The organism is [Anoxybacillus] calidus (genome assembly GCF_013760845.1).
Lineage (GTDB): Bacteria > Bacillota > Bacilli > Bacillales > Anoxybacillaceae > Paranoxybacillus > Paranoxybacillus calidus.
Genome location: NZ_JACDUU010000006.1, coordinates 17,838 through 40,973 on the forward strand (window position 1 = coordinate 17,838; position 23,136 = coordinate 40,973).

General features: G+C 36.6%; 17 protein-coding genes and 1 pseudogene. 14 read left to right on the forward strand and 4 right to left on the reverse strand.

Features of this window, described 5'->3' with window-relative positions; translation table 11 throughout:
• Positions 1–81 precede the first annotated feature (81 nt).
• From HNQ85_RS12095 to HNQ85_RS12130, 8 genes are all read left to right on the forward strand, one after another.
• Positions 82–1,482 carry an aspartate aminotransferase family protein gene (locus tag HNQ85_RS12095; protein ID WP_409994133.1) on the forward strand — a complete coding sequence of 467 codons (1,401 nt, stop codon included), beginning with the start codon at positions 82–84 and terminating at the stop codon, positions 1,480–1,482.
• Positions 1,483–1,494: 12 nt separating this feature from the next.
• Positions 1,495–3,018 carry a pyridoxal phosphate-dependent decarboxylase family protein gene (locus tag HNQ85_RS12100; RefSeq protein WP_181537992.1) on the forward strand — a complete coding sequence of 508 codons (1,524 nt, stop codon included), beginning with the start codon at positions 1,495–1,497 and terminating at the stop codon, positions 3,016–3,018.
• Positions 2,996–4,798 carry an IucA/IucC family protein gene (locus tag HNQ85_RS12105; RefSeq protein WP_181537993.1) on the forward strand — a complete coding sequence of 601 codons (1,803 nt, stop codon included), beginning with the start codon at positions 2,996–2,998 and terminating at the stop codon, positions 4,796–4,798. Before HNQ85_RS12100 ends, HNQ85_RS12105 begins: the two co-directional genes overlap by 23 nt.
• Positions 4,788–5,393: a GNAT family N-acetyltransferase gene (locus tag HNQ85_RS12110; RefSeq protein ID WP_181537994.1), complete on the forward strand. Its 606-nt coding sequence runs from the start codon at positions 4,788–4,790 to the stop codon at positions 5,391–5,393. Before HNQ85_RS12105 ends, HNQ85_RS12110 begins: the two co-directional genes overlap by 11 nt.
• A complete protein-coding gene (locus tag HNQ85_RS12115) occupies positions 5,372–6,664 on the forward strand; it encodes a lysine N(6)-hydroxylase/L-ornithine N(5)-oxygenase family protein (protein WP_220129215.1) in 1,293 nt (430 codons plus the stop codon). Before HNQ85_RS12110 ends, HNQ85_RS12115 begins: the two co-directional genes overlap by 22 nt.
• 170 nt (positions 6,665–6,834) lie before the next feature.
• Positions 6,835–8,640, forward strand: a complete 1,806-nt coding sequence (locus tag HNQ85_RS12120) for an IucA/IucC family protein (RefSeq protein ID WP_181537996.1) — start codon at positions 6,835–6,837, stop codon at positions 8,638–8,640.
• 929 nt (positions 8,641–9,569) lie between these two features.
• A complete protein-coding gene (locus HNQ85_RS12125) occupies positions 9,570–9,842 on the forward strand; it encodes a hypothetical protein (protein ID WP_181537997.1) in 273 nt (90 codons plus the stop codon).
• Between the two features lie 219 nt (positions 9,843–10,061).
• Complete coding sequence (locus tag HNQ85_RS12130; protein ID WP_181537998.1) at positions 10,062–10,991, forward strand: magnesium transporter CorA family protein; 930 nt, start codon at positions 10,062–10,064, stop codon at positions 10,989–10,991.
• Positions 10,992–11,184: 193 nt separating this feature from the next.
• Here the strand turns inward: HNQ85_RS12130 and HNQ85_RS12135 are convergent, their stop codons facing one another.
• Both HNQ85_RS12135 and HNQ85_RS12140 read right to left on the reverse strand, forming a co-directional pair.
• The gene (locus HNQ85_RS12135; protein WP_181537999.1) at positions 11,185–12,417 is read right to left on the reverse strand and encodes an MFS transporter; all 1,233 of its coding nucleotides are present in this window, start codon (positions 12,415–12,417) and stop codon (positions 11,185–11,187) included.
• Between the two features lie 55 nt (positions 12,418–12,472).
• Positions 12,473–12,865 (reverse strand): VOC family protein, encoded by a 393-nt coding sequence (locus HNQ85_RS12140; protein WP_181538000.1) that lies wholly within the window; start codon positions 12,863–12,865, stop codon positions 12,473–12,475.
• Between the two features lie 280 nt (positions 12,866–13,145).
• Between HNQ85_RS12140 and HNQ85_RS18150 the strand changes: the two are divergent.
• A pseudogene (locus HNQ85_RS18150) lies at positions 13,146–13,273 on the forward strand (ISNCY family transposase); the annotation flags it as partial.
• Positions 13,274–13,546: 273 nt separating this feature from the next.
• Positions 13,547–13,906, forward strand: a complete 360-nt coding sequence (locus tag HNQ85_RS12145; protein ID WP_181538001.1) for a hypothetical protein — start codon at positions 13,547–13,549, stop codon at positions 13,904–13,906.
• A gap of 1,183 nt (positions 13,907–15,089) precedes the next feature.
• Here the strand turns inward: HNQ85_RS12145 and HNQ85_RS12150 are convergent.
• On the reverse strand, positions 15,090–16,622 hold the full coding sequence (locus HNQ85_RS12150; protein WP_181538199.1) for a multicopper oxidase family protein: 1,533 nt from the start codon (positions 16,620–16,622) through the stop codon (positions 15,090–15,092).
• Positions 16,623–17,061: 439 nt separating this feature from the next.
• Between HNQ85_RS12150 and HNQ85_RS12155 the strand changes: the two genes are divergently transcribed.
• Positions 17,062–17,415 carry a n-acetylglutamate synthase gene (locus HNQ85_RS12155; protein ID WP_181538002.1) on the forward strand — a complete coding sequence of 118 codons (354 nt, stop codon included), beginning with the start codon at positions 17,062–17,064 and terminating at the stop codon, positions 17,413–17,415.
• 425 nt (positions 17,416–17,840) lie between these two features.
• On the opposite strand, the gene HNQ85_RS12160 is transcribed toward HNQ85_RS12155, so the two are convergent.
• Positions 17,841–18,146, reverse strand: a complete 306-nt coding sequence (locus HNQ85_RS12160) for a hypothetical protein (protein ID WP_181538003.1) — start codon at positions 18,144–18,146, stop codon at positions 17,841–17,843.
• Between the two features lie 474 nt (positions 18,147–18,620).
• On the opposite strand from HNQ85_RS12160, the gene HNQ85_RS12165 reads away from it, so the two are divergent.
• From HNQ85_RS12165 to HNQ85_RS12175, 3 genes are all read left to right on the forward strand, one after another.
• Positions 18,621–19,352 (forward strand): CAP domain-containing protein, encoded by a 732-nt coding sequence (locus tag HNQ85_RS12165; protein ID WP_181538004.1) that lies wholly within the window; start codon positions 18,621–18,623, stop codon positions 19,350–19,352.
• Positions 19,353–21,005: 1,653 nt separating this feature from the next.
• On the forward strand, positions 21,006–22,241 hold the full coding sequence (locus HNQ85_RS12170) for an MFS transporter (protein ID WP_181538005.1): 1,236 nt from the start codon (positions 21,006–21,008) through the stop codon (positions 22,239–22,241).
• Between the two features lie 298 nt (positions 22,242–22,539).
• Complete coding sequence (locus tag HNQ85_RS12175) at positions 22,540–23,007, forward strand: GNAT family N-acetyltransferase (protein WP_246326860.1); 468 nt, start codon at positions 22,540–22,542, stop codon at positions 23,005–23,007.
• Positions 23,008–23,136 lie beyond the last annotated feature (129 nt).

Consider the following 23,136-nt stretch of genomic DNA (forward strand, 5'->3'; position numbering starts at 1 on the left):
ATTGACTTTGATAATCATTATCAATTAATCTATGAATATAAAACGAAAATGAAAATCATTATCAATAAAAACCAAAATGAAATGATTATGATTTTCAATAAAAAGGAGTGTTTATTGATGGAAACAACCATTCATACTCATTCAAGTAATGAAGCATTATTAACAATGCAAGCTCAAAGGGAATCAAATGCACGATCATATCCAAGAAGATTGCCGCTTGCCATTAAAAGAGCAGAAGGTGTTTATGTTACAGATATGGATGGGAAGCAATATATAGATTGTTTAGCAGGAGCTGGCACACTAGCGTTAGGTCATAATCACGCTGTTGTCCGTGAAGCGATCGAAGAAGTGATGAAATCCTATTTGCCATTGCATACACTTGATTTGACAACACCGGTTAAAGAAGCCTTTATTGATGAGCTGTTTGCTTCTTTACCACGCTCATTTGCGGAAAAAGCAAAAATCCAATTTTGCGGTCCGACTGGTGGTGACGCAATCGAAGCAGCCTTAAAGCTAGTAAAAACAGCAACCGGCAACAGAGCCATTCTATCATTTCATGGCGGATATCATGGTTCCACACATGGCACATTGAGTGTAAGCGGGACAACTGATCCGAAAAAGAAAATTCATGCACTTGTACCAGATACGCATTTTCTTCCATATCCATATGAATACCGTTGCCCGTTCGGGATTGGAAAAGATGGACACCGTATTAGCAGTACGTACATTGAGAATTTACTGGATGACCCAGAAAGCGGAATTGTTACTCCTGCTGGTGTCATCGTAGAGGTGGTACAAGGTGAGGGTGGTTCAATACCTGCGCCAATAGAATGGTTAAAAGAGCTTCGACGCATCACAAAAGAGCGAAACATTCCACTTATTATTGATGAAGTGCAAACTGGCATCGGCCGAACAGGAAAAATGTTTGCATTCGAGCATGCTGGAATCGAGCCTGATGTCCTTGTGCTATCAAAAGCGGTAGGGGGAAGTCTTCCACTTTCAGTTGTCTTATATGACCGCCGTCTTGATAAATGGGAACCAGGTGCTCATATCGGAACATTCAGAGGTAATCAAATGGCGATGGCTACCGGTCGAGCCACAATACGGTTTGTAAAGGAAAATCAGCTGCCGGAGTACGCACATAAAATGGGATCTTACATAATCAAGCAGTTAACATCCATTCAAAAGCAAGTAAGTTCAATTGGTGATGTAAGAGGGAGAGGACTTATGATTGGTGTAGAAATCATCAATCCAATGAAGCAGCCAAACCAAATTGGTAGTTACCCGGCTTATCCCGAGCTTGCCAAAAAAATTCAACAAGAATGCTTTAAACGAGGGATTATTTTAGAAGTCGGAGGACGTTTTAGCAGCGTCATTCGTCTACTGCCACCATTAATCATTTCAAAAGAGCAAATCGATGAAGTGTTGGATCGTTTCTATGAAGCGATTGCAAGCGCTGAATCCCAATTTGGATTGCGTTAGAAGGTGATGATCATGAAAACAAACTTTGTTCATTGGTTTCTTCATCCGAGTGATGAAAGTGTAAAAACATACCGAGCACTTATGGATACGGTGGTTAAGTTAATTACGAATGAAACAATGAGGATCAACAAACCTTTTTCGGGGGCTTCCCGTCAAGAGATTGAGTCAAGAGTGAAAGAGATGTTCAATCTATCAACTGTAGCTCAGAAGATGGATGATGTGATGGAAGAGATTCAAAACGTCATCGTGAGAAATTCTTTATGGATTTCTCACCCATCTTCTATGGCCCACCTTCATTGCCCACCTTTACTTCCGTCGATTGCTGCGGAAGTGATGATCAATGCGCTTAATCAATCAATGGATTCATGGGATCAAAGCCCTGCTGCTACTTATGTTGAAACAGAACTAATCAACTTCTTCACAAAGCAGATTGGTTATTCCCATGATTCAGATGGGATCTTTACAAGCGGAGGAACTCAATCCAATTATATGGGATTGCTGCTCGCTAGAAATAAAGCTTGCCAAACAAACTTTTCGGTTAATGTCCATGAGGAAGGTCTTCCATTTGAGGCGAGAAGATTGCGAATTCTTTGCTCAGAACATGCTCATTTTACGGTCCAACAATCGGCGGCTCAGCTTGGGTTGGGAATGAATGCGGTGGTAAAAGTTGCGGCAAATGACCAGCATCAACTGTGTATAGACGATGCAAAGAAAAAGATCGTACAGCTTCGACGACAAGGACTTCTTCCATTTATGATTGTGGCGACGGCAGGAACAACAGATTTTGGAAGTATCGATTGTTTAAAAGATATAGCCAAGCTAGCAAACGAAGAACATCTATGGCTACACGTCGATGCCGCCTACGGAGGAGCCCTGTTATTTTCTCATCAATATCGGCACTTGGTCAGCGATTTATGCTTGGCCGATTCGATAACGATCGATTTTCATAAACTTTACTATCAATCCATTAGCTGCGGTGCATTTTTTGTGAAACATAAACAGGACTTTAAGCAAATTGCTTATTATGCAGATTACTTGAATCCTAAAGAAGATCAGGAGGATGGCATCATCAACCTTGTGGAAAAAAGTGTTCAAACAACAAAACGGTTCGATGCCTTAAAACTGTTGTTCACTTTCAAGTTGATGGGGACTCATTTGTTTGGAGAAATGGTCGATTACACTATTAATCTTGCTAAAGAAACGGCCAATTTGCTAAAGAACGATCCTCGTTTCGAGGTGCTAAATGAACCAGAAATCAATGCTCTATTATTCCGTTACATCCCATCACAACGTTGGGAAGACCCATCGTATGTTGACGAAATCAATCTTGAGCTTCAACGTGCTTTCTATCAAAGCGGTGAACTAATCATGGCAAAAACAAGGCAAGGCGGAAAAGTGTACTTAAAATTTACAATGCTCAATCCTCTCAATACGATCAGCAAGATGAAGACTCACATAGAACGAATGAAACAAGTTGGAGAAAAAATAGAGAAAGAGCGAGGAGAGAAGAGGTATGAATATTCCGTTCATTACTAATCATCTTACAATACAAAATTTGATCAATTGTTATGTGAAAGAAACAGGAGAAGGGGAATGGAAGCTTCCTAATGAGGTTCCTATTCAAATAGAAGATAAAGAGATCAAGTATGTATTAGTCATTCCGTTTAACCAACTGTCTGTGACATTATACATTCCCGTTCAATATAAATCTGTAACAGAACGTCATCTGTTTTCACCTGTTATGTATTATCAAATGAAGAACGATCAAGTGAAACAACTTGATTACATAACATTAATTGCATTCATGCAAAAAGAATTCTCTCTCATATCCAATAAGCCTATTCAAACGGAGGAGCTTATGATTCGTACCATTTTAAGCTATCAAAATATGAAAAGAATTATTTCAGATCGAATCGATAGCTTAGAAGAATGCTATCAAACAGAAAAAACGTTTCTTCAATCAGAGCAATCCTTGTTGATTGGACATCAAGTGCATCCGACTCCGAAAAGTCGTCAAGGAATTGATGAAGATGAAGAACATATTTTTGCTCCAGAGCGAAAAGGGTCTTTTCAACTTCATTATTTCCGTGCAGCAAATGACATTGTAGAGGAAGACTCTATTTTGCCCCAAAAGGCTTCCAAACTTATAAAAGAAGAGTTAAAGAATGACCCTTTCATTTCTCCATCATTTAAAGAGAAATATTGCCAGGATGATGACTTTTCTTTGATACCTGTTCATCCGCTGCAAGCGAGAAAGCTGTTGGGAAGAGAAGACATCTGCCATCAGATTCAAAAAGGAAAACTTGCCTATCTCGGACCGCAAGGCCGAAAATTTTATCCGACATCTTCTGTTCGGACGGTGTATCATCCGGAGGCAAGATTTATGTACAAGTTTTCAATCCCAGTGAAAATCACCAATTCATTGCGAGTGAATAAGCGAAAAGAGCTGGCTCGCGGTGTAGAAGTGAGCCGTCTGCTACATAGTGAGCTTCGTGAACAACTGGCAGCACATCATCCGGATTTTCATATCATTCAAGACCCTGCTTTTATAAATTTAAAGCTTGAAACAGAAGAAACAGGGTTTGAAGTGGTTATCCGTGAAAATCCGTTTCAAAAGGGCGAGGATTCACGGACGACATTGCTTGCGGCGCTTTGCCAAGATCATATAACAGGGGGCGCCTCCCATTTATCGAACATCATTTATGATATAGCGAACCGGGAAGGCATTTCAACCAGCCAGGCAAGTGAACAGTGGTTTGCTCGCTATCTGCAAGTGAGCTTACGTCCACTTTATTGGCTATATGCCGTTTACGGGATCGCTCTGGAAGCACATCAGCAAAATTCTGTAATAAAACTCGATGAACAAGGCTATCCATCAACCTTTTATTATCGTGATAACCAAGGCTACTATTTTATGGAATCAAAGGCTCAAAAATTAAAACAGCTTGTTCCGACATTAAATGAAAAAAGCGATACGATATGTTCCGACTCTATTGCAGAGGAACGATTCCGTTATTATGTCTTTTTCAATCACTTGTTCGGTTTGATCAATGCATTTGGAGTCAACCAACTGATCGATGAACAGCGATTATTATTATTGCTGAAAGAAGAGTTGAAAGACTTGAAAAAGAATTTAGGTGATCATACGAACTTGTTGGATTCTTTATTATACGAAAAGAAGCTGCCATGCAAGGCCAACTTGCTGACAAGAGTGCACGATATGGATGAGCTTGTCGGACCTCTTGAGACTCAATCTGTTTACGTTTCTGTGACCAACCCTTTGGCAGTGACTGTAGGTGAGTTGTATGAAGTCTAAAGTTTTCATTAAACCGGATTATCCTTTTGAGCGATACGATTCTATTATCAAAAAGACGATTACATTTCGTCAAGTGAGCATGAAAGAGGATCTAAGACGGCTTCATTCATGGATGCACGAACAACATGTCATCCCTTTTTGGAAGTTAAACATTTCACTTAAAGATTATGCAGATCATTTACAAAAGTTTTTACAGGATGCCCATCAAACTCTCTTGATTGGTGAACTGGATGGTGTACCGATGAGTTATTGGGAGTCCTACTGGGTTAAGGGCGATATGATCGGTAACTATTATGAGTTTGATGAATATGATCAAGGCATTCATTTACTGATCGGACCGAGAAAGTTTCTAGGAAAAGGTTTCATATATCCATTATTGATGACAATTTTATACAAAAAACTACAAATACCAGAAACAAAAAAAATCATTGCAGAACCTGATATTCGAAACGAAAAAATGATTCATGTATTCAAAAAATGCGGTTTTCAACCTGTAAAGGAGGTCCAATTGCCTGACAAAACAGGGTTATTGATGGTATGCGAGCGGAAGGTGTTTGAAAGAAGGTGGACAGATTGGCAAATGAACAGATTTTAGACGTTATTGGTGTGGGAATCGGTCCTTTTAATCTTGGATTAGCAGCATTACTGGAAAAGACGAAATGCCGGTCATTATTTTTTGATAAAAAACCATGCTTTGAGTGGCATCCAGGGATGCTTTTGGAAGGAACCACCTTGCAAGTACCGTTTTTGGCTGATGTTGTAACCATGGTAGATCCGACAAGTCCTTATAGTTTTTTAAATTACTTACATGAACACAAAAGATTATACCGTTTTTACTTTTTTGAAAAATTTCATATTCCACGAACCGAATACAATCATTACTGCCAATGGGTAGCCAAGCAGCTCCCACAGCTTCAGTTCGGGTTCGAAGTGCAGAATATTGAGCAGACAGAGGAAGGATATTTTCGTGTTACCGTTTACTCCTATAACGAAAAGAAACAAAACATTTATCACGCCAAACATGTCGTATTAGGAGTAGGAACGAGACCGTATGTTCCAGAAAAGTTTCAACCGTTTCTCGGTGACCGAGTATTTCATTCTTCACAGTATTTGCACAAGCGGGAAACCGTCCTAAAAGCGAGATCGATTACGGTCATCGGCTCCGGGCAGAGTTCAGCTGAAATTTTTCATGACCTATTCTTAAAACAACCGGACTATGATTATCAATTGTCATGGTACACAAGGTCCAAAGGGTTTTATCCAATGGAATACTCAAAGCTTGGGTTGGAACATTTCTCGCCTGATTATACACGATACTTTTATCAATTGCCGAAACAAAAGAAAAAAGCCGTCTTAAGCAATCAGTCTTTACTGTACAAAGGGATCAGCTTTACCACGATTGCTAATATTTATGATTTATTGTATGAGCGAACAGTTGGAAACAAAACGCCGAGCGTTCATCTGCAGGCGTTGACTGAACTAGTGTCCATAGAAGAATGGAATAACCATTACTGTTTATCTCTGTATCAGCACGAACAGGAAAAAGGTATGCAAATAGAAAGTGATGTAGTCATTCTAGCAACAGGTTATCATCCTTATATCCCGGATTGTTTAAATGGAATGATGAATATGATTGAGTGGGATGAATCTGGCCAGCTTGTCATTCAAGAAGATTATAGAGTGAAGTTAAAAAATGAAAATCAAAACCACTTATTTATTCAAAACGGCGAGCTTCATACGCATGGTGTTGGTGCCCCTGATTTGGGATTAGGAGCGTTTCGAAATGCGACCATTATCAATCAATTAGTAGGAAAAAAAATATATCCAACATATGAAACTAATGTATTTCAACAGTTTGGAATGTAGGGAGAAAAAATTGATATTGTATTTCACAATACAGTTTTCTCTCTTTAAAGAGAAAAAGTAAAACGAAGATCACATCGTTATTTCATTGGGAGGCAGCATTCATACGATTGCTTTCAATAAACGTTTTCCAATTATTTTCATATCAAAAATAAAAAAGGGAGTTGAATATTATGGGAATTTGTGAAACACCTCTACACATGTTAACAGAGAAAGCTTGGAACGATGTGGATCAAAAGCTGTTAGCGAAAATGATTCAAGAATTCATGTATGAAGAAATTATCACTCCAAAGTTGCTTAGTGAAACAGGAGACATTCAATCTTACGAGTGGGTAGATAAAAAGGGAACTGTGTATCGTTTTCAAGCAAAACCCCGAATGTTTGATAGCTTCTATGTTTTACCTGAGAGCATTGAAATAATCACAACTGAAGCAAAAGATATACCGTTATCTCTTTCTCTTTTACTTAGCATTCAGGAAGAAGGAAACATGACAAGCTCTACAGCAGGACATTTAATAAAAGAATATTTACATACATTAGTAGCGGACACTCACTTAAAAGAAAAATCAAAATCGATGGACGAGCTGATTGAATTAGATTATGCAGAACTGGAAGGGGAAATGACTGGACATCCGTGGATTACCTATAATAAAGGCCGCATCGGTTTTGGATATGATGATTATGTATTGTATGCGCCTGAACAAAAGAGAAAGGTGCAGCTTTCATGGATTGCCGTCCATAAAAACATCGCGACGTTCCATTCAGTAGAAGGATTGTCTTATAACTATGTAATGGAACAAGAGCTTGATGAAGAGACACGTCAGATCTTTACAAAAAAATTGGAGGCAAGTGGAGTACAAGAAAAGGATTATTATTTTATGCCGATTCATGCTTGGCAATGGAACAATATCATTGTCTCAATGTTCGCACCGGAAATTGCTAAAAAAGAGATTATTCCTCTAGGAGAAGGAGAAGATGAGTATCTTCCTCAACAGTCTATTCGAACGTTCGTAAATGTAACAAATAAGAGGAAATACCATGTTAAGTTGCCAATGAGCATTTTAAATACGCTCGTATACCGTGGATTACCAAGTGAGAGAACGGTGATTGCTCCTAAAGTAACAACATTTATAAAAAACATATTGGAAAACGATTCGTTTTTAAGAGAAGAGTGCCGTCTTGGACTATTAGGAGAAGTGGCAACCATCAATGTCAACCATCGTACTTTCACGAAACTAAAGGGCGCTCCTTACCAATATCTTGAAATGTTAGGTGTCGTTTGGAGGGAGAGCGTTTATAATGAACTACAAGAAGATGAACATGCGATAACACTTGCAGCATTGTTACATGTTGATCATGAAGGAACGCCGTTTGTGTCAAAATTAATTCATAAATCAGGTCTCACAGTCGAACAGTGGGTCAATAAACTCGCAAAAGCGATTTTACCACCACTTCTTCATTACTTATATCAGTACGGTACTGTATTTTCACCGCATGGCCAAAATACAGTGCTTGTGCTGAAAGACTACAAACCAGAACGTATCATTATGAAAGATTTTGTAGATGATGTGAATATTAGTGATCAGCCGCTTCTAGAACTGTCAGTGTTAACTCCTGAGTTGAAAAAAGTTTTACGTAGTGAGCCGCCTGAAGGATTAACACAATTTATTTTAACCGGATTATTCATTTGCCACTTCCGTTATTTAAGCAATATTCTACAGGAAAACGAACAATTCTCTGAACTTCATTTCTGGAGCATTATTCATGAGGAAATCCTTTCTTATCAACGAAGATTTTCTCATTTACAAGATCGATTCAAGCTATTTGATTTATTACGTCCGACATTCACAAAGCTTGCGCTCAATCGAAATCGCATGTTTGATTACGGTTATGAAGACGGAGATGACCGCCCGCATGCAAGCGAATATGGAATAGTCACTAACGCTCTTCATAAAGTAGCAGCTCAAAGCACTATTTAAGATAAGATAAAAAATGATCCATTCGGAAAAGTAAACTCTTACTATCAAACTAAACTCCCTTGAGCCATAAAATAGATTCGTATGTGTAATTCCTTTAAAACCTCTAATGCCAACTAACTCCTCTAGAAAAGAAACTAGAGGGGTTTTTTATATGACTCCATTATAATGATGGAGCAATTTAGTTTACGTTGAACGATAATAAAGCTGCTCAGCTAATAAAATATGAAATAAAATTTCCTGCTTTTTGACATGAGATTTAATAAAAAAATTCGGACATAATTATTGGAAAGTATTTCGTCCCAAACGGAATAGTATAGTTAAATTGTATAGCGATTTTGAGTAAGGCCATTGGCTTCTTGTAGATTCCGGAGCTTTCTTCCGTAGCAACATCTAACATCTTCGTAAGATGAAAGCAATGACAACATTATGATCACGTACAGTGTTAATAAAAACGAAGAGATGAAAGCGAATAGGTAAGTCAAGAAAAGGAATTGGAAAACAACTTCTACAAGCAATGATTAAAGAATCAGAGTCAAAAGGATTTTGGATATAAAATTAGTGTTGAATTATGATAGAATCAGACCGAGAAGTGACTTCAAATATTGGGGATAATTATCTGTCTGGTAGCATACACTGAACGAATAGTATTATGTAAGTTCTTAGCCATTTTTAACTTTTAACGTTTATTGCTTTGATATATGTCGGAGTCAGAAATGGAAATTCGGATCCTTCTTAGTTCTTAGTGTAAGGGTTTTGGTAGAAGTAGGAATGTATGGGTGATCTAAACGAAAAGGTTGGTTGAAGGAAAGGGCATTCAAATCTAATCATTAAGATGAAATTATATAGTTATAGGACAAAATGGTATTGAAATAGGATACATGTATAAACGGTCGTCATATAACCTTTTATAGGAGGATAATGAGAATAATATGGAGATTGAAATTGAATTAATGGAAAAAGAAGCGTTTGGTGAAGTGGTGTCAGAGGGAATATTTGAGACCATTGTTATATGGAAAGACGGTGACTGGTCAATTGTTGGATCTGCTCATCATCAATCGCGTGTCGGTAAACAAGAACCTCTTATGTATATTTACAAAGAACAGCTACAACAAATGGATGTGCAGCAAGATAGTATTCAATATTTAATCAAACAGATTGAAGATGCACTAAATGGAATTTCTGTGAAAGCTTTTTGTGATTAAACTTAACTCTACAATGAAGAGATATCGTTTTTATTATGAGAAGTGGAGTGATTTATAAAGAAAGGGGTTGATTGTGTTGAGTAGCTATAGTTTGCTTGACCTAGAATCGTTACATCATAAAAAGGAGGCTAGAATGAAAAATAAGGGCAGGGATATAGCAATCAATACTTCTGCCAACTCCATTTTATCTTCCTTCTAAGTTAAAGGAGGAAAGTGAAAATGATCCACTACTACTTATCTGATGAGACAGGATTATTAAAGAAACAAAGCGAAATAACAAAAGGAAGTTGGATTCAAATGATTAATCCAACACCTGAAGAAATTGAATATATAACAAACGCACTTAACATTCCTGATCACTTTATAAAAGATGCACTAGATACAGAAGAACGTTCCCGTATCGAAAAAGAAGAAGATGCGGTACTAATTATTGTCGATTATCCGTATGTCACAGTGGACGATGAAATATATGAAACGATTCCAATCGGGCTGATCATAACTAAGGATAATTTTGTAACAGTATCTTTATATGATGCTCCGATTTTACATGATTTTATTGATAAAAAAGTAAAAGGATTTTATACATATAAGAAAACGCGTTTTGCATTTCAACTTCTTTATGTCATTTCAACTTACTATTTAAGATATCTAAAACAAATAGATAAAAAAGCAGATGAAATTGAACGTGAGTTGCATCAATCCCTGAAAAACAAGGAACTATATGGACTGCTTGCTTTAGGAAAAAGTTTAGTCTATTTTACAACATCCCTTCGCTCAAACAAAATTGTAATGGAAAAAATGCTTCGTCAAAACTACTTAAAAATGTATGAAGAGGATAAAGATCTTTTAGAAGATGTACTGATTGAATACACACAGGCTATTGAGATGGCAGATACATACAGCACGATTTTAAGTAACATGATGGATGCCTTTGCATCAATTATTTCCAATAACCTAAATATTGTAATGAAATTCCTAACATCTATCACCATTGTACTGTCATTTCCAACAATGGTAGCAAGTTTTTACGGAATGAATGTAGATTTACCATTTCAACATCATCCACATGCTTTTTTTATCCCGCTTACATTTGCGACAATTTTGTCAACAACGACAGCAATCATATTTTGGAAAAAGAGATTCTTTTAATCGATAGGCCACGCTTATATGAAGACAAAATTGTCAATAAAAATAAGCTGTTTGAACATATTAGTTATAATATGTCAAACAGCTTATTTTATATATAGACACGAACACAATATTTTCATCATCTGTGCTGCTATACCGTGGTATGGCTGGCTAATGGGATTTGTTCGTTGAATGAAGAAATAAGTGTTGTTATCTATTCGACTTCAGCTGTTTTAAGCATTCGGAACATCGGAAGCATGACCAGAATGCCAATGATGAAGAGAGCTGCAGAGGCCTGATAGATCGTGAACAGAGAGAATTGTTCTTTCAACAGACCAGCCAAGCTCATCGTTATTACCATTGAACCCATGAACAGAGGGGTCAATATTCCGTTAACACGTCCTACGAACGTTTCATCGGTATTGTTCAGTATAATCGTGTTAATGCCGATATGGAGAGCGGGCATGAATAGACCGATGATAAACTCAGCCAGCATGGTAAGCCAGAACATAGTGGACCAACCCATCACAAAAATTCCTGCAGCCATGCTTCCCATCCCCAGCATCAACAGGATGTGCGGTGCAATCCGATTGGAGAATACCATTGCCACAGCGCCACCGATGATCATTGCTGCTCCGTGGGCTGCCAACAGCCATTGCAAGTAATCCTCTTCTAGACCAAGGCGCTCTGTTACTAGAAAGATGGCCAACGGATGGATTAATCCAATCCCTAACCCAGCAGCCATGAAGACGCCTCCCAAAGTCACAAGAATCTTGCGTGACCACACATATTGAAAGCCGAGTTTCATTTCATCCCAGAGCGATGTCTCACTTTCGTCCTTCTTCTCAATTCGGTCGGGAGGCAATAAGGTCAGTACGAGAGCAGATAATAGAAAAGCTATACCTACTACCGCCATAGAGATGTAGATACCGAATTGTTGAAAGACGAAGGTGCCTAATATCGGACCGATGATCATGAAAATAGCCATCATCGTCTGGAATAATGACATACCCGCCTGCATCTGTTCTCCCGGAACGTGCACTTTGAACAGCTTCATCCCCGAAGGCTGAGAGAACTGTGATAGGATCGCGGAGACGAATGTTGCGAGGAAAACCACCTTCCATGTGCTGAACAAGAGCGCCATTAATATGATAAATATCGATATAGCGCTTAAAAAGTCGCACCAGATCATCGTTCGTTTTGGTCGCCAACGGTCTGCGAACGTACCGCCAATAAAGGAGAAGATAAAAATCGGTGCAAATTCGGCCACGGATATGAGTGAGACGGCAAGCGCATCCCCATCTGTCTTCTCCGTGACAAACAATAGAATAGCAAAGTTACGTATCCAAATGCCGACCTGAATAAACAAGCCAGCCGTCATAATCGTTTGGACGAAACGATTACGTAATAGTGAAGCCATGGATGGACTTGAGTTTGTTGATGACATAAGAATGACCTCTTTCTATCTTGTATTCGTTTAAAATTTGGTCGTCAACGAACCGTTAGCTTTTTGCAAGGTTTAATTGCCATGAAACACCATATTTATCTTCCACCCAACCAAACTTTTCGCTAAATGGATAAGCGGCTAATGGCATTAGAACTATGCCATCTTGCGATAACTGCTCAAAAACTCTGGTTATTTCTTCTTCGGTATCACATGTTACAAACAGTGACATTGCAGGAGTAAAAGGGAATTCTTGTTTGTTGCTATTATCCATAGCCATAAACGTCTGTCCTTTTAATGTGAATGTAGCATATGATACTGTTCCATCTTCATAGTGAAAAACACTATTGATTTCCGATTGGTCAAATACAGAGGTGTAAAAATTCATTGCTTCTTCAGCCTTGCCATTGAACATGAAACACGTAGTAATTTTTTGAATGGCATTTTCCATCTAAAATCACCTCCTTTTATTAACATGTAAGAACGACATAAATTCTAGTCTCAACAAACGAACAAATGTACGCTCCTATTCCTATACGTATTATCTATGAGCGGACACAGATTGTCAATTGTTCTTTTTAAGTAAAAATATTCACATAAGTTTGGAACTACTTACTAGTCCGTAAAAATGTAAACAGATGTGGAAATTCCTGAAGTTCGTAACTTCGATGAAAAGGCGGAGAATTTACAATAATGAGAAGTGATTTTTTGGACACTGGGAGCCTTCATAAGATGATGCGGCAGTGGCACTAGAACTGCTTGCTTCTTTGCAGCAGAGGATATCGAATTTGTACGGGATGATACCGCGTATGACAGTGAAAAGGTTCGTCAAACAGCAGAACAAGGGGAATCAATATTTTTCTTATATTAATTTTTGATAATACTAATTGGTTTGTTATAATTAATATTCTTAAAAATAGAGGTGCAGTGTTTAAAGGCCTCCTCCAGTCCCGGAAGGCCATCGAATACACCAGTACTTACTAAAAAGAGGTTAGTTAATTTTCGACTAATGGTAGCGATGCTTGAATAAGGCATAACCGGGGCAGGATAGTTGAAGAAGAAATGATAAAATAACCATAAAAAGAGTAGTCATTTCAAGAAATTTAGACTTTGACAAGGTTGTGATAAATGGATGGAAAAGAAATTGATTTTGTTATATGGGAATGAATTACCTCCTTATAAACATATTGAAAAGATTGTAGGGAAATATTGGAGATACTATGAAAGAGATAGGAATAAAGGGAATTATGAAGAAGACCAATACTATGATGTATGGGTGTCTTTTCAATTTACAGATGCTGTTCCCAAAGAGGGGACGTATACAACATTATCTGTTCCGATTAAAAAAGAATTATTACCTAAATTTCTTTCTATTTTTGAAGCCTTAAAGGGATATGTATGCTTATGTGAAATTCATCACTCTCATCCTACTACAGAAATTTCAGGAATAACATATGAAGGCTATTGTTATATTTGTTCCGATGGAAAGTAATTATTCTTTTTGGAAACTTATTGCAACGAAGAAGGTTATGAAGATAGCATTCATACACTTGCGTGGTATCAGAGAACACCCGAAGAAAAGCGTTGGCTTATGACAAAGAAGGAAGAAGACACGGACAAAGCATTTGAACGATGGGTAAAAAATCTTATTTCTTCTTATGCACAATAATAAAAAAACAATATGCAAATTTCTTAAACTCCCATGGAAGAACGAATTAACTTCCATCATCTGTGGGTTAATCCTGATTCATGGTTGGCTAACGGGGAGCAACAGTGAAATAGGGGAGTTGTTCACGACAACTCCGTTTTCTTGTTGAGTTAAACCGGTTAATAGTTTGTCAACATTTTATATTAAAAAACTAAAATCAAATAGATAAAAAAATACATTTCAACAGTAAAAAATTAGGTTATAATGATTTTGTGATTTACTTTTTTTGTAAAAGAGGGGGGTAAATGAGAAAAAGTAAAACAGCAAAAAATACAAATGGAAACGTATTGGATTGGCTCATATATTTACTTTTAACATTGGCAGTTGTACGATTTATAGTTCATCTTATTTCATGAACGTTACAAGGACTTCACTTATAAGGTTCAATTGATACGAAAACAACCTTTTTTTGTGAAAGTCAATGAGCCAATAACTTTGGCACCACGATGCATTAAAATAAGCTGTTATTGCCCATACTATTTGGTTCATACTGGTTCATACTTCGTATATCGTTATCGTTTGTTTGCAGGGGAGCCAAAACAATAAAGGCTATATATATTAACAAAGTAAAAGCCTTGTTTTTATCTTTATCTAGATATAGAATGGAATAGGATTATTCTTGAAGAAATGGAGTTCGCGTACTAATACATAGAAAATCACCATATTCAAAGCGTAACTCGATTAACAGAAGCCGACTAATAAAATAATCGACTCTTTTTGTTTGTGTCGAGGGAAACAAAAACACCTGCTCACCGTACTTGCAGACGAATAAAGATCCCACTATCTCTTTATTCAACTATATAAAACGGATCTAACTGTTCCGCTTCATAATAAGTATAAAATCTCCAAATAATAAGCTGATTCCTATTAAAGTTAAGATGACTCTATAAAACTAATAAGGTAATAGAAATCTTAATACATTTAGAAGAAAAAGGCCTCCATCTTGTTTTTGACAGAGCAGAGTCTATTATCGAATAACAATATACGGTCTCATCATCTCATAATCCTCGTGCTCCAAGATATGACAGTGCCATACATACAACCCTGTATAAGGACCAAACTTCATGATAATTCGAGTTACCTGGTTAGGATTAGCTCTCACTGTATCCTTCCATCCTCGTTCTTGTGGTTCGGGAGGCATCGCCGGACCCGTATAATGGATCATTTTCTCCTTTTTATACTTTTCTACATCGAAATCTCTCCGGTCTAATATTTGAAAATCAATTAAGTGAAGATGAATAGGGTGTGTATCCGTAGTTAAGTTAATTAGATACCATATTTCGGTTGAACCCAATTTTGGATTTTCTGTTATGGGGGCATCCCACTGTTTATTATCCAATAGCATGAATTCACGACCGTACTTATCCATATTATCATTTAATGTTAGGTATCGCATCTTTGAAGCTGACTGTTCTTTTATTTTTGGAAGAGGCATCAAATAAGCCGGAATAACACTCGTATCAACACTTGACAGTGGAAGAATCACTCTAAACTGCATCACAGTACCTGTATTTTCATCTGGCGGATCTCCGGTTGGAAAAGGAGCGGGGGCATCATTTGTCATGATAATGTTCTTGCCCTCAAGATTGGTAAAATCAATGATCACATCTGCTCGTTCTGCTGGTGCCAACGTGATTTCTTTGACTCCTATCGGGTGTTGCATGAATCCTCCATCCGTCCCGATTTGATAAAAAAGTTGTCCCGAATCAAGCTTTAGCCTATAGAAACGAGTGTTAGATGCATTTAACAGCCTGAATCGATATTTACGGGGTTCCACTTTTAGATACGGCCATACTTTTCCGTTCACCAAGATGGTATCCCCAATAAATTCAGGAACTATCGACGTTTCTAATTCCGGGACTGGTTTTTCTGGTTGCTTCGGGTAATAAAGAGAACCATCTTTATTAAAAGTCTTGTCTTGTATCATAAGAGGGACCTCATATTTCCCACTTGGTAAATTCAATAAACGTTCCCGGTGATCTCTGATAAGATAGAATCCTGCCAATCCAGCATACACATTGAGCCTCGTGATACCAAGCGCATGGTCATGATACCAGAGGGTGCAAGCTCGATTGTCATTATCATATCGATATATTTGCTTTCTAAAATATGGACCGACTTGTTTGAATCCCTTTGTAAACCAAGCCTCCGGGTAGCCATCGCTTTCCCATTCAACACTAGCGCCATGTACGTGTACCACCGTTCGTACTTCCGGTACATCCACATGGGCACCATGCACCGTATAGTCTACCGGCAAAAGATGCTTATCTGGAAGATTGTTGATCCATTTAATAAACACTTTTTCTCCGCTCTCTACTTCAATTGTAGGTCCTGGATAGCTGCCTTCATAGCCCCATACAGTTGTATCATTTAACTCACTATGGAGTGATTGCCTAAATTCCGTCATATTCACTTCATAATAAGTATGAAACTGATCTTTCCATCGAGGTTTTAAAACAGGTAGGATGGGAAGTTCGTCTACAAATTTAGAGAGAATCATTTTTGGGGGATTTGCTTCCTTACTGCCACATTGGTTTTTAGGTGTACATTTACATTTGGACCCGCACTTACAATTTGAATTGTAGCAATAAGGATTCGGACAAGGTTTCGAATAGGACTGTAGGTTTTGTGAAAATCCATCATAAACGTCCATCAACGATCAGTCTCCTATACCAAATTAGTACATCAATTAATATTTATGTAAGAAATCAAATTAAAATCACATTAAAAAGTTGGGTCTTGGTATTAAGATTTAACAAGGAATGCTCCTTTTCTTCTTCAACAAACGTGTGCTTAAGTGGAAGATCAAGCTGCCATAAAGGCAGCTTTTCTTATTGAACTAAACCAGTTGAAAAACGTCGGTAAATTATGTAAAAAATATTCACACCAAACCTTTTAAGTTGTTATAATGATCAAAAACTTTATCGGGGGAGATTTAATTGATCAATTACAATAATCGGACCTTTGTCTCTGTTGAAAATACCAGTAATGGTGAAGTTTCTTCAAAAACTTATTTTCATTACAAACAAGAGGGAAATATAATTACTGCTACATATTCGGGTGGTGAGATAGTAAGCGGAATGCTTATAGGAATCGTTAATAATGATGGCAGTCTAGAATTTCGATATAATCACGTTAATATCAAAAATGAGATTAGGGGTGGAAAATGTAAATCCATTCCTAAGCTTTTGCCTGATGGTAGAATTAGGTTATACGAGAAATGGCAATGGTTAGACACTGACCATAGTGAAGGAGAATCAATTGTTGAAGAGATAGAAAAGTCTTTTTCATAAAAGTTTTCAAAGGGATAATTTGTGTGAAAGGAACGTGTGTGAACTTATTCACATTTAGTTATGAGGAGATTCCAAAATTGATATCGCTATCGGCATCAGTGGGATGGAATAATTAGGATGAACATGAAAATGAAATCGTGGAAATATACGGGCATAAAAACGAAGAAGGGAAAATTGTATCTCTTGAGGTCTAAAGTCCCTTCAGAAACAATTCATCAATGGACTTCAGGTCGTTCTCATCACTATGGAATACACTTTTAATTACCCTTACTGTTCTCGAAGGTTCTCTTGTGATCTTGAGTTCGTTTTGGAGCAAAATGATACTCTTGATATTGAGTCATAAAAAGTTGTGTCATTTACAAAAATAAAAGCTAAAAGTACAGAGACTTTCTCTGCACTTAGCTTGTCGACAAACAGAAGCAGTCTCACGCTGAGACCGCTTCTGTTTGGAAAAGATCTTGATGCTTCGTTTGAAGTATCTCCTTCAATTTAGCGAGGGAAGGCGATTTGTTTTCAAATGTATATACACCAAGACAGATGAGGGAATATTCATGGCCAGGATCGAAGACAACAGTAACAACTTCTTCCGTTCCACAGTCAAATTGTTGAATCATATCCGTGCTACATAGATGGATATCTAGTATGTTATATTTTCTACGAATGACGTAATACCCTTCCTTTAACTCTTTGGCAAACAAATTTTCTGTACTAACTAACTCATGAACAATCATCGTTACACGCTCCTTAGAATATGAACTATTTCCTAATCGTACTATACTACAAAACCGAAACAAATATAATGGGTTTAAGCTAATGTTTGAAAAATTGTTGTGAAATCATGAAGATTGGACGAGATACGACAAAAATTTCTTACCAAAACTTATAAACAAAATGCTGCATTGTAACATGATCGTAAAAAATGTTAATTTCTATCCTTTTCTTAAACTTTGTCAATCTTTATTTTGTAAGTAATAGATGGGAATGGTTACTAGAAATTCCAAAATAGGATTCAATACCCGTGAAAGATGTTTTTTTACAATCCTAGCTTTTCTCGGGGATAGAGCTGGATTTTTTCATGAAAAAATCTTTTCTTACAGAAAACACTGTTAAATCCATCCAATCTCCATATTTATCCAAAAATATTACAAAAAATCCGTGTTATGATGTATGTGCAAGCAAGGGATGAGATTGGAGGAGGAGAAACAATGAATAAAAAAGTCGTATTTTCACTTGTTGCATCTCTAGCGATTGTAGGAGCATCTTTTACAGCGAAAACGGAAGCGGCTGGGCCTGCTCCATGTCCAGCTATAAAAAGCTATGAAGTTAAATATAATGTCTATCCATCTAGTATTCAAGATATCGAAAATTGGTTTCAGTTACATTTTCCATATATTTTAGATAAAACAGGGAATACAGAAGTGACAAAACCGTTACAGCAAAAACCAGCCACAACAACTGTCCAAAAACCGTCAGCGAATGTACAGGCGCCTGTAAGTAATCCAGTAACGCAGGCGCCTGCACCAAGTCAAAACGAAAAAGTGAATGAAAATGAAGCAGGATTAAAGGCTTATGAACAACAAGTAGTAGATTTAACGAACAAAGAAAGGGCGAAATATGGTTTGCCGCCTTTAAAGGTCGATTTAGCGTTGAGCAAAGTGGCGCGTGAAAAGTCAAGAGATATGGCAGTAAACCATTATTTCTCCCATAACAGCCCGACATATGGTTCTCCATTTGAAATGATGAGAAAGTTTGGTATTTCTTATACAGCTGCTGGAGAAAATATTGCGAAAGGCCAACGAACTCCGCAAGAAGTAGTGACAGCTTGGATGAATAGCGCAGGCCATCGAGCAAATATTTTGAACAAAAATTACACTCATATCGGAGTAGGTTTTGAAGAAAACGGGTACATCTGGACACAACAATTTATAAGAAAATAAGGATTAACGTTTCTGCACCACACCACTAAGGTAGGCATTAGTGGTGTGGTTTTTTATTTCATACGCTTCTTGACAGAAGAAGACAATCGCCGCCAAAAACGATATAAAGTAGCATGGATATCCTAAATATAATGCGACCGTTGTATTAGGGCTGTTTTATAATTTATATAAATTCGTAAAAATGGATAAGGAGGAATTATATTGAAGTTATTCTCTAAACAACTTATTATATCATTTTTAGTTTGTTTATTGATGTTACATCTAACGGAACTTTTTACGATAGAGCCTCACGTCACTTCAGGGAACGGAAATCCAGGGCTTCTTATTATGATGTTAGCTACATTTTCATTTTTGTTCTTTGGGAGGGGGTTATGGAAAGTCCTCACTAACATGAGTGTTTCAAAGAGAGGTTTGTTGTTTATGAGTATTGGTTCATTTTGTATTTTAAGCATGTCCGCTTTTTTAGAAATTACATATGTTTTAGACTTAATTAAACAACTCGGAGGACCTCCATCTAACGTAAATTCTAGAATCTACCGTTTTAGCTGGATAAATCAATATACAAATACTTTTTACGTTAATGTTTATACGTATATCATCTTTATTTCAAGTATTGTTTTCATTTACTCCATACAAAGAATGTTTACAAAAGATAAAAAACTTATTCTGCTTAATAGAGAAAATAAAGGCCAGTAGCAAGAGCTTCAAATTGAACAAACGGAAGATTACTTCAAAAGGAAGGACATGTTAACCGCGTAAGAAGTGGATATAATTTTGTCAAATTTAATGACCAAATTATACCCACATAACTATAACGAATACATGAATTAAGAATTGTTGTAAATTGTCAATAAGTTGTTTCATACATAACATCGTTTCATTTCAATCATTCCTTTTTCTTTCAAGTCAGCTGTAAAGGGGAAGGCTATTCTTATTGTCATAAAATCCTTAACGTCAACAAGTGTTTTTTCAGTATAAAGGAGGTACTTCATTTTCTGTATAAAATCTCTGCTTCTGAAAAACAATGTCTATCCAAGACCTATTTGTAATAAAAAGTCCTAAAGAATAAAGGGGAACACATATTATACATGACTAATATGTGTTTCCTTTTTTTGTTTAATAGAAACCAACTTACGCGTAAGTATGTAGTTTATTCAAAAATCATTATGTTACTAACGATGCAAAAAAATGGAGTAAGAAATATATTTTTTATCAAAAAGGTTGTGTTGATAAGATGATTAGATTATTATCAAATTAGATTATCATCAAATTATGTACAAGTTGTATTTTTAGGGATTATATGGAAGTTAAGCGAGCTAGTTAGTTTCCATAAAAAACTTAGGTGATCCCACTATAAGAATTCGTATTCTTGTATTATTGTGGCGCGGTCCTTTGCGTGAACTAGACGATAGCGGGGAAGCTTGGTTTAAAACCATCAATCGTTAAGCTTCGTGATATCGGATTCATCAATGAAAGACGCGGAAAGAATACATTAATTATCAAAAGGCTTGAATCTAGTTATTGTTTCTGAACATCAGAAAAATGTAGTGAATCCTCCACAACTACTAAAGAAATGGTCAGATATTTTTTTGTGAATCTAATTAGATATATATCTAATTAGGTATTGCTGAAATAAGTAAAAGAGGTGATTTTGTGATTAGTGCCATAGATATCCTCCAACAAGAAAAAAATTACTTAAGGTTATTTTGGGCAGGAATCGTTAATGGTATTGGGGACCGTTTTAGTCAAGTTGCTCTTTTGGCTATACTGCTAGAGTTAACAGGTTCAGGATTGGCTGTTGGCATCGCTTTAGCAATTCGAGTTGTTCCTTTTTTATTATTCGGTCCCTTTGGTGGATTTTTAGCTGACCGCTTTTCAAGGAAAAAAATACTCATATTAACGGACTTATCAAGAATTATTTTTGCTATCTCGTTTGTATTTGTAAATGACGAATCGAATATTTGGATCATTTATCTAAGCACATTTATTTTAGCTGCAGGGGAAGCTATCTATGCTCCTGCACGAAAGTCACTTATTCCTTTACTTGTTAAGAAAGAAAACATCATAAAGATTAATAGCTTAGAACAGGTAATGCTTGGAGTGGTTTTAATAGGAGGTTCCTTTTCTGGAGGTATTGTTACGTTTTTCTTTGGACCAGATATGACATTTTGGTTAAATGGCCTTTCATTTTTATTAGCTGCTATGATTATCTTTCCTCTCCCATTAATAGATGAAAATTGCAATATACAGAAAAGTGATAAGAAAAATGGTGAATCTAGCATTCTCCATTCTATAACAACCGTTAAAAAATTAATAATGACATCTAGTACGCTTTATATTGTATTTTTATTTGAGTTAATAGTTCCTTTTTTTAATGGAATTGATAATGTACTCATTAGCATCTACGCCGTTCAAGAATTTCATCTTGGTGATATAGGAGTCGGTCTTTTTTATGGGGCCCTCGGGATTGGTTTAATGCTAAGTTTTATAATAGCTCAGCGTATACACCAACATCTTTTATTAATTGGTTTGACAACTCTAATATTAGAAGGCATATTTCTCATTATACTAAGTCAAGTTCACTTAGCATCTATTGCTTTTATTATATATATTTCAATTTCTTTTGTATCAGGTATTTGCAATACGTGCTTCGATTCAATTGTTATGAAGGAAACACCTAGTGACAATCAAGGCTTAGTATTTGGGTTACTCACTACCATTTCAAATACATTAATTGGAATATCCATGTTCGTAGCTGGTATTATTTTGGAAGTGGTAAATAATAGAATACTTGGTTTTTTCGGAGGAATGGGGTTTGTATTAACTGGACTATTTCTTTTTGTGGTGTATTCTATAAAACAAAAGGAATCATTAACCCTACGGGAATAATTTAATGGTGAACTGTGGGATATACGCTCAAACAATAACACAAATATAAGTATTTATTTCTTTCACGACGGATAGCGATCGTTGAATTCATATTTTGCTTAAATCCTTAAGTGCCTAAATAAAACAAAAATCCCTGTTTTTTAATATAAAAATTCAGGGATTTTTTATGCTTATGGATCATTGTAAAAATTCTAATAGACTACACGACATTGAACAAGCAATCTGGTTGAAGAAGGAGGATTAAAAGAAAGAATATTGAATATCTAAGTAAAATAAGAATGTGCAGGTGGAATATGTGATGTATATAACAAGATGGGCAACAAAAAACGAGATTCCATTGCTTGCAGAATATTGGTTTAAAATGGCATGTGAGATGGGGGAAAAGGATGGTATACCTATACCAAACGTGGAACGTATTAACGAAATTAAAAACTTATTTCTCAAGGAAAGTGAAGAGAATAATCTAAGTTTCAGAGTTGCGGTTGATAAGAATGGAAATATTGTGGCATGTGCAGGAGGACTTATTAGAATGGAGTATGCCACTCCTCTAAGTGAAGAGCAAACTCCTTTTGGTTGGGTGATTTGTGTTTATACGATTAACAATCACCGAAGAAAAGGCTTGGCTTCTCAATTGGTGGAAGAAGTCTGTACTTGGCTAAAAGAGCGAGGAGCAAAAAGGGCTCGACTATGGGCAAGTTCACAGGGCAGGAGAATCTATGAAAGTATTGGGTTTTCCCCGATGCTGGATATGGAGAAAGTATTGTGAACAGGCTCTTTACTTCAAGGAGTAAAGCCTTTTTACAGGGCGGTATAAGATGGTATAATTTTCTAGACATTTATATAAACAAAAAATGTTGTTGGTCGTATGAAAGACTTAGAGTTGTTTTCTGAGAGA

What these genes read in the sequence shown, in the direction of transcription:
- HNQ85_RS12160 (WP_181538003.1), bottom strand. Translation starts at nt 18,146, where the DNA reads ATGATTGTTCATGAGTTAGTTAGTACAGAAAATTTGTTTGCCAAAGAG.
- HNQ85_RS12095 (WP_409994133.1), top strand. Translation starts at nt 82, where the DNA reads ATGATTATGATTTTCAATAAAAAGGAGTGTTTATTGATGGAAACAACC.
- HNQ85_RS12105 (WP_181537993.1), top strand. Translation starts at nt 2,996, where the DNA reads ATGAATATTCCGTTCATTACTAATCATCTTACAATACAAAATTTGATC.
- HNQ85_RS12135 (WP_181537999.1), bottom strand. Translation starts at nt 12,417, where the DNA reads ATGTCATCAACAAACTCAAGTCCATCCATGGCTTCACTATTACGTAAT.
- HNQ85_RS12165 (WP_181538004.1), top strand. Translation starts at nt 18,621, where the DNA reads ATGAATAAAAAAGTCGTATTTTCACTTGTTGCATCTCTAGCGATTGTA.
- HNQ85_RS12130 (WP_181537998.1), top strand. Translation starts at nt 10,062, where the DNA reads ATGATCCACTACTACTTATCTGATGAGACAGGATTATTAAAGAAACAA.
- HNQ85_RS12120 (WP_181537996.1), top strand. Translation starts at nt 6,835, where the DNA reads ATGGGAATTTGTGAAACACCTCTACACATGTTAACAGAGAAAGCTTGG.
- HNQ85_RS12140 (WP_181538000.1), bottom strand. Translation starts at nt 12,865, where the DNA reads ATGGAAAATGCCATTCAAAAAATTACTACGTGTTTCATGTTCAATGGC.
- HNQ85_RS12100 (WP_181537992.1), top strand. Translation starts at nt 1,495, where the DNA reads ATGAAAACAAACTTTGTTCATTGGTTTCTTCATCCGAGTGATGAAAGT.
- HNQ85_RS12150 (WP_181538199.1), bottom strand. Translation starts at nt 16,622, where the DNA reads ATGATTCTCTCTAAATTTGTAGACGAACTTCCCATCCTACCTGTTTTA.
- HNQ85_RS12110 (WP_181537994.1), top strand. Translation starts at nt 4,788, where the DNA reads ATGAAGTCTAAAGTTTTCATTAAACCGGATTATCCTTTTGAGCGATAC.
- HNQ85_RS12125 (WP_181537997.1), top strand. Translation starts at nt 9,570, where the DNA reads ATGGAGATTGAAATTGAATTAATGGAAAAAGAAGCGTTTGGTGAAGTG.
- HNQ85_RS12175 (WP_246326860.1), top strand. Translation starts at nt 22,540, where the DNA reads ATGTATATAACAAGATGGGCAACAAAAAACGAGATTCCATTGCTTGCA.
- HNQ85_RS12145 (WP_181538001.1), top strand. Translation starts at nt 13,547, where the DNA reads ATGGAAAAGAAATTGATTTTGTTATATGGGAATGAATTACCTCCTTAT.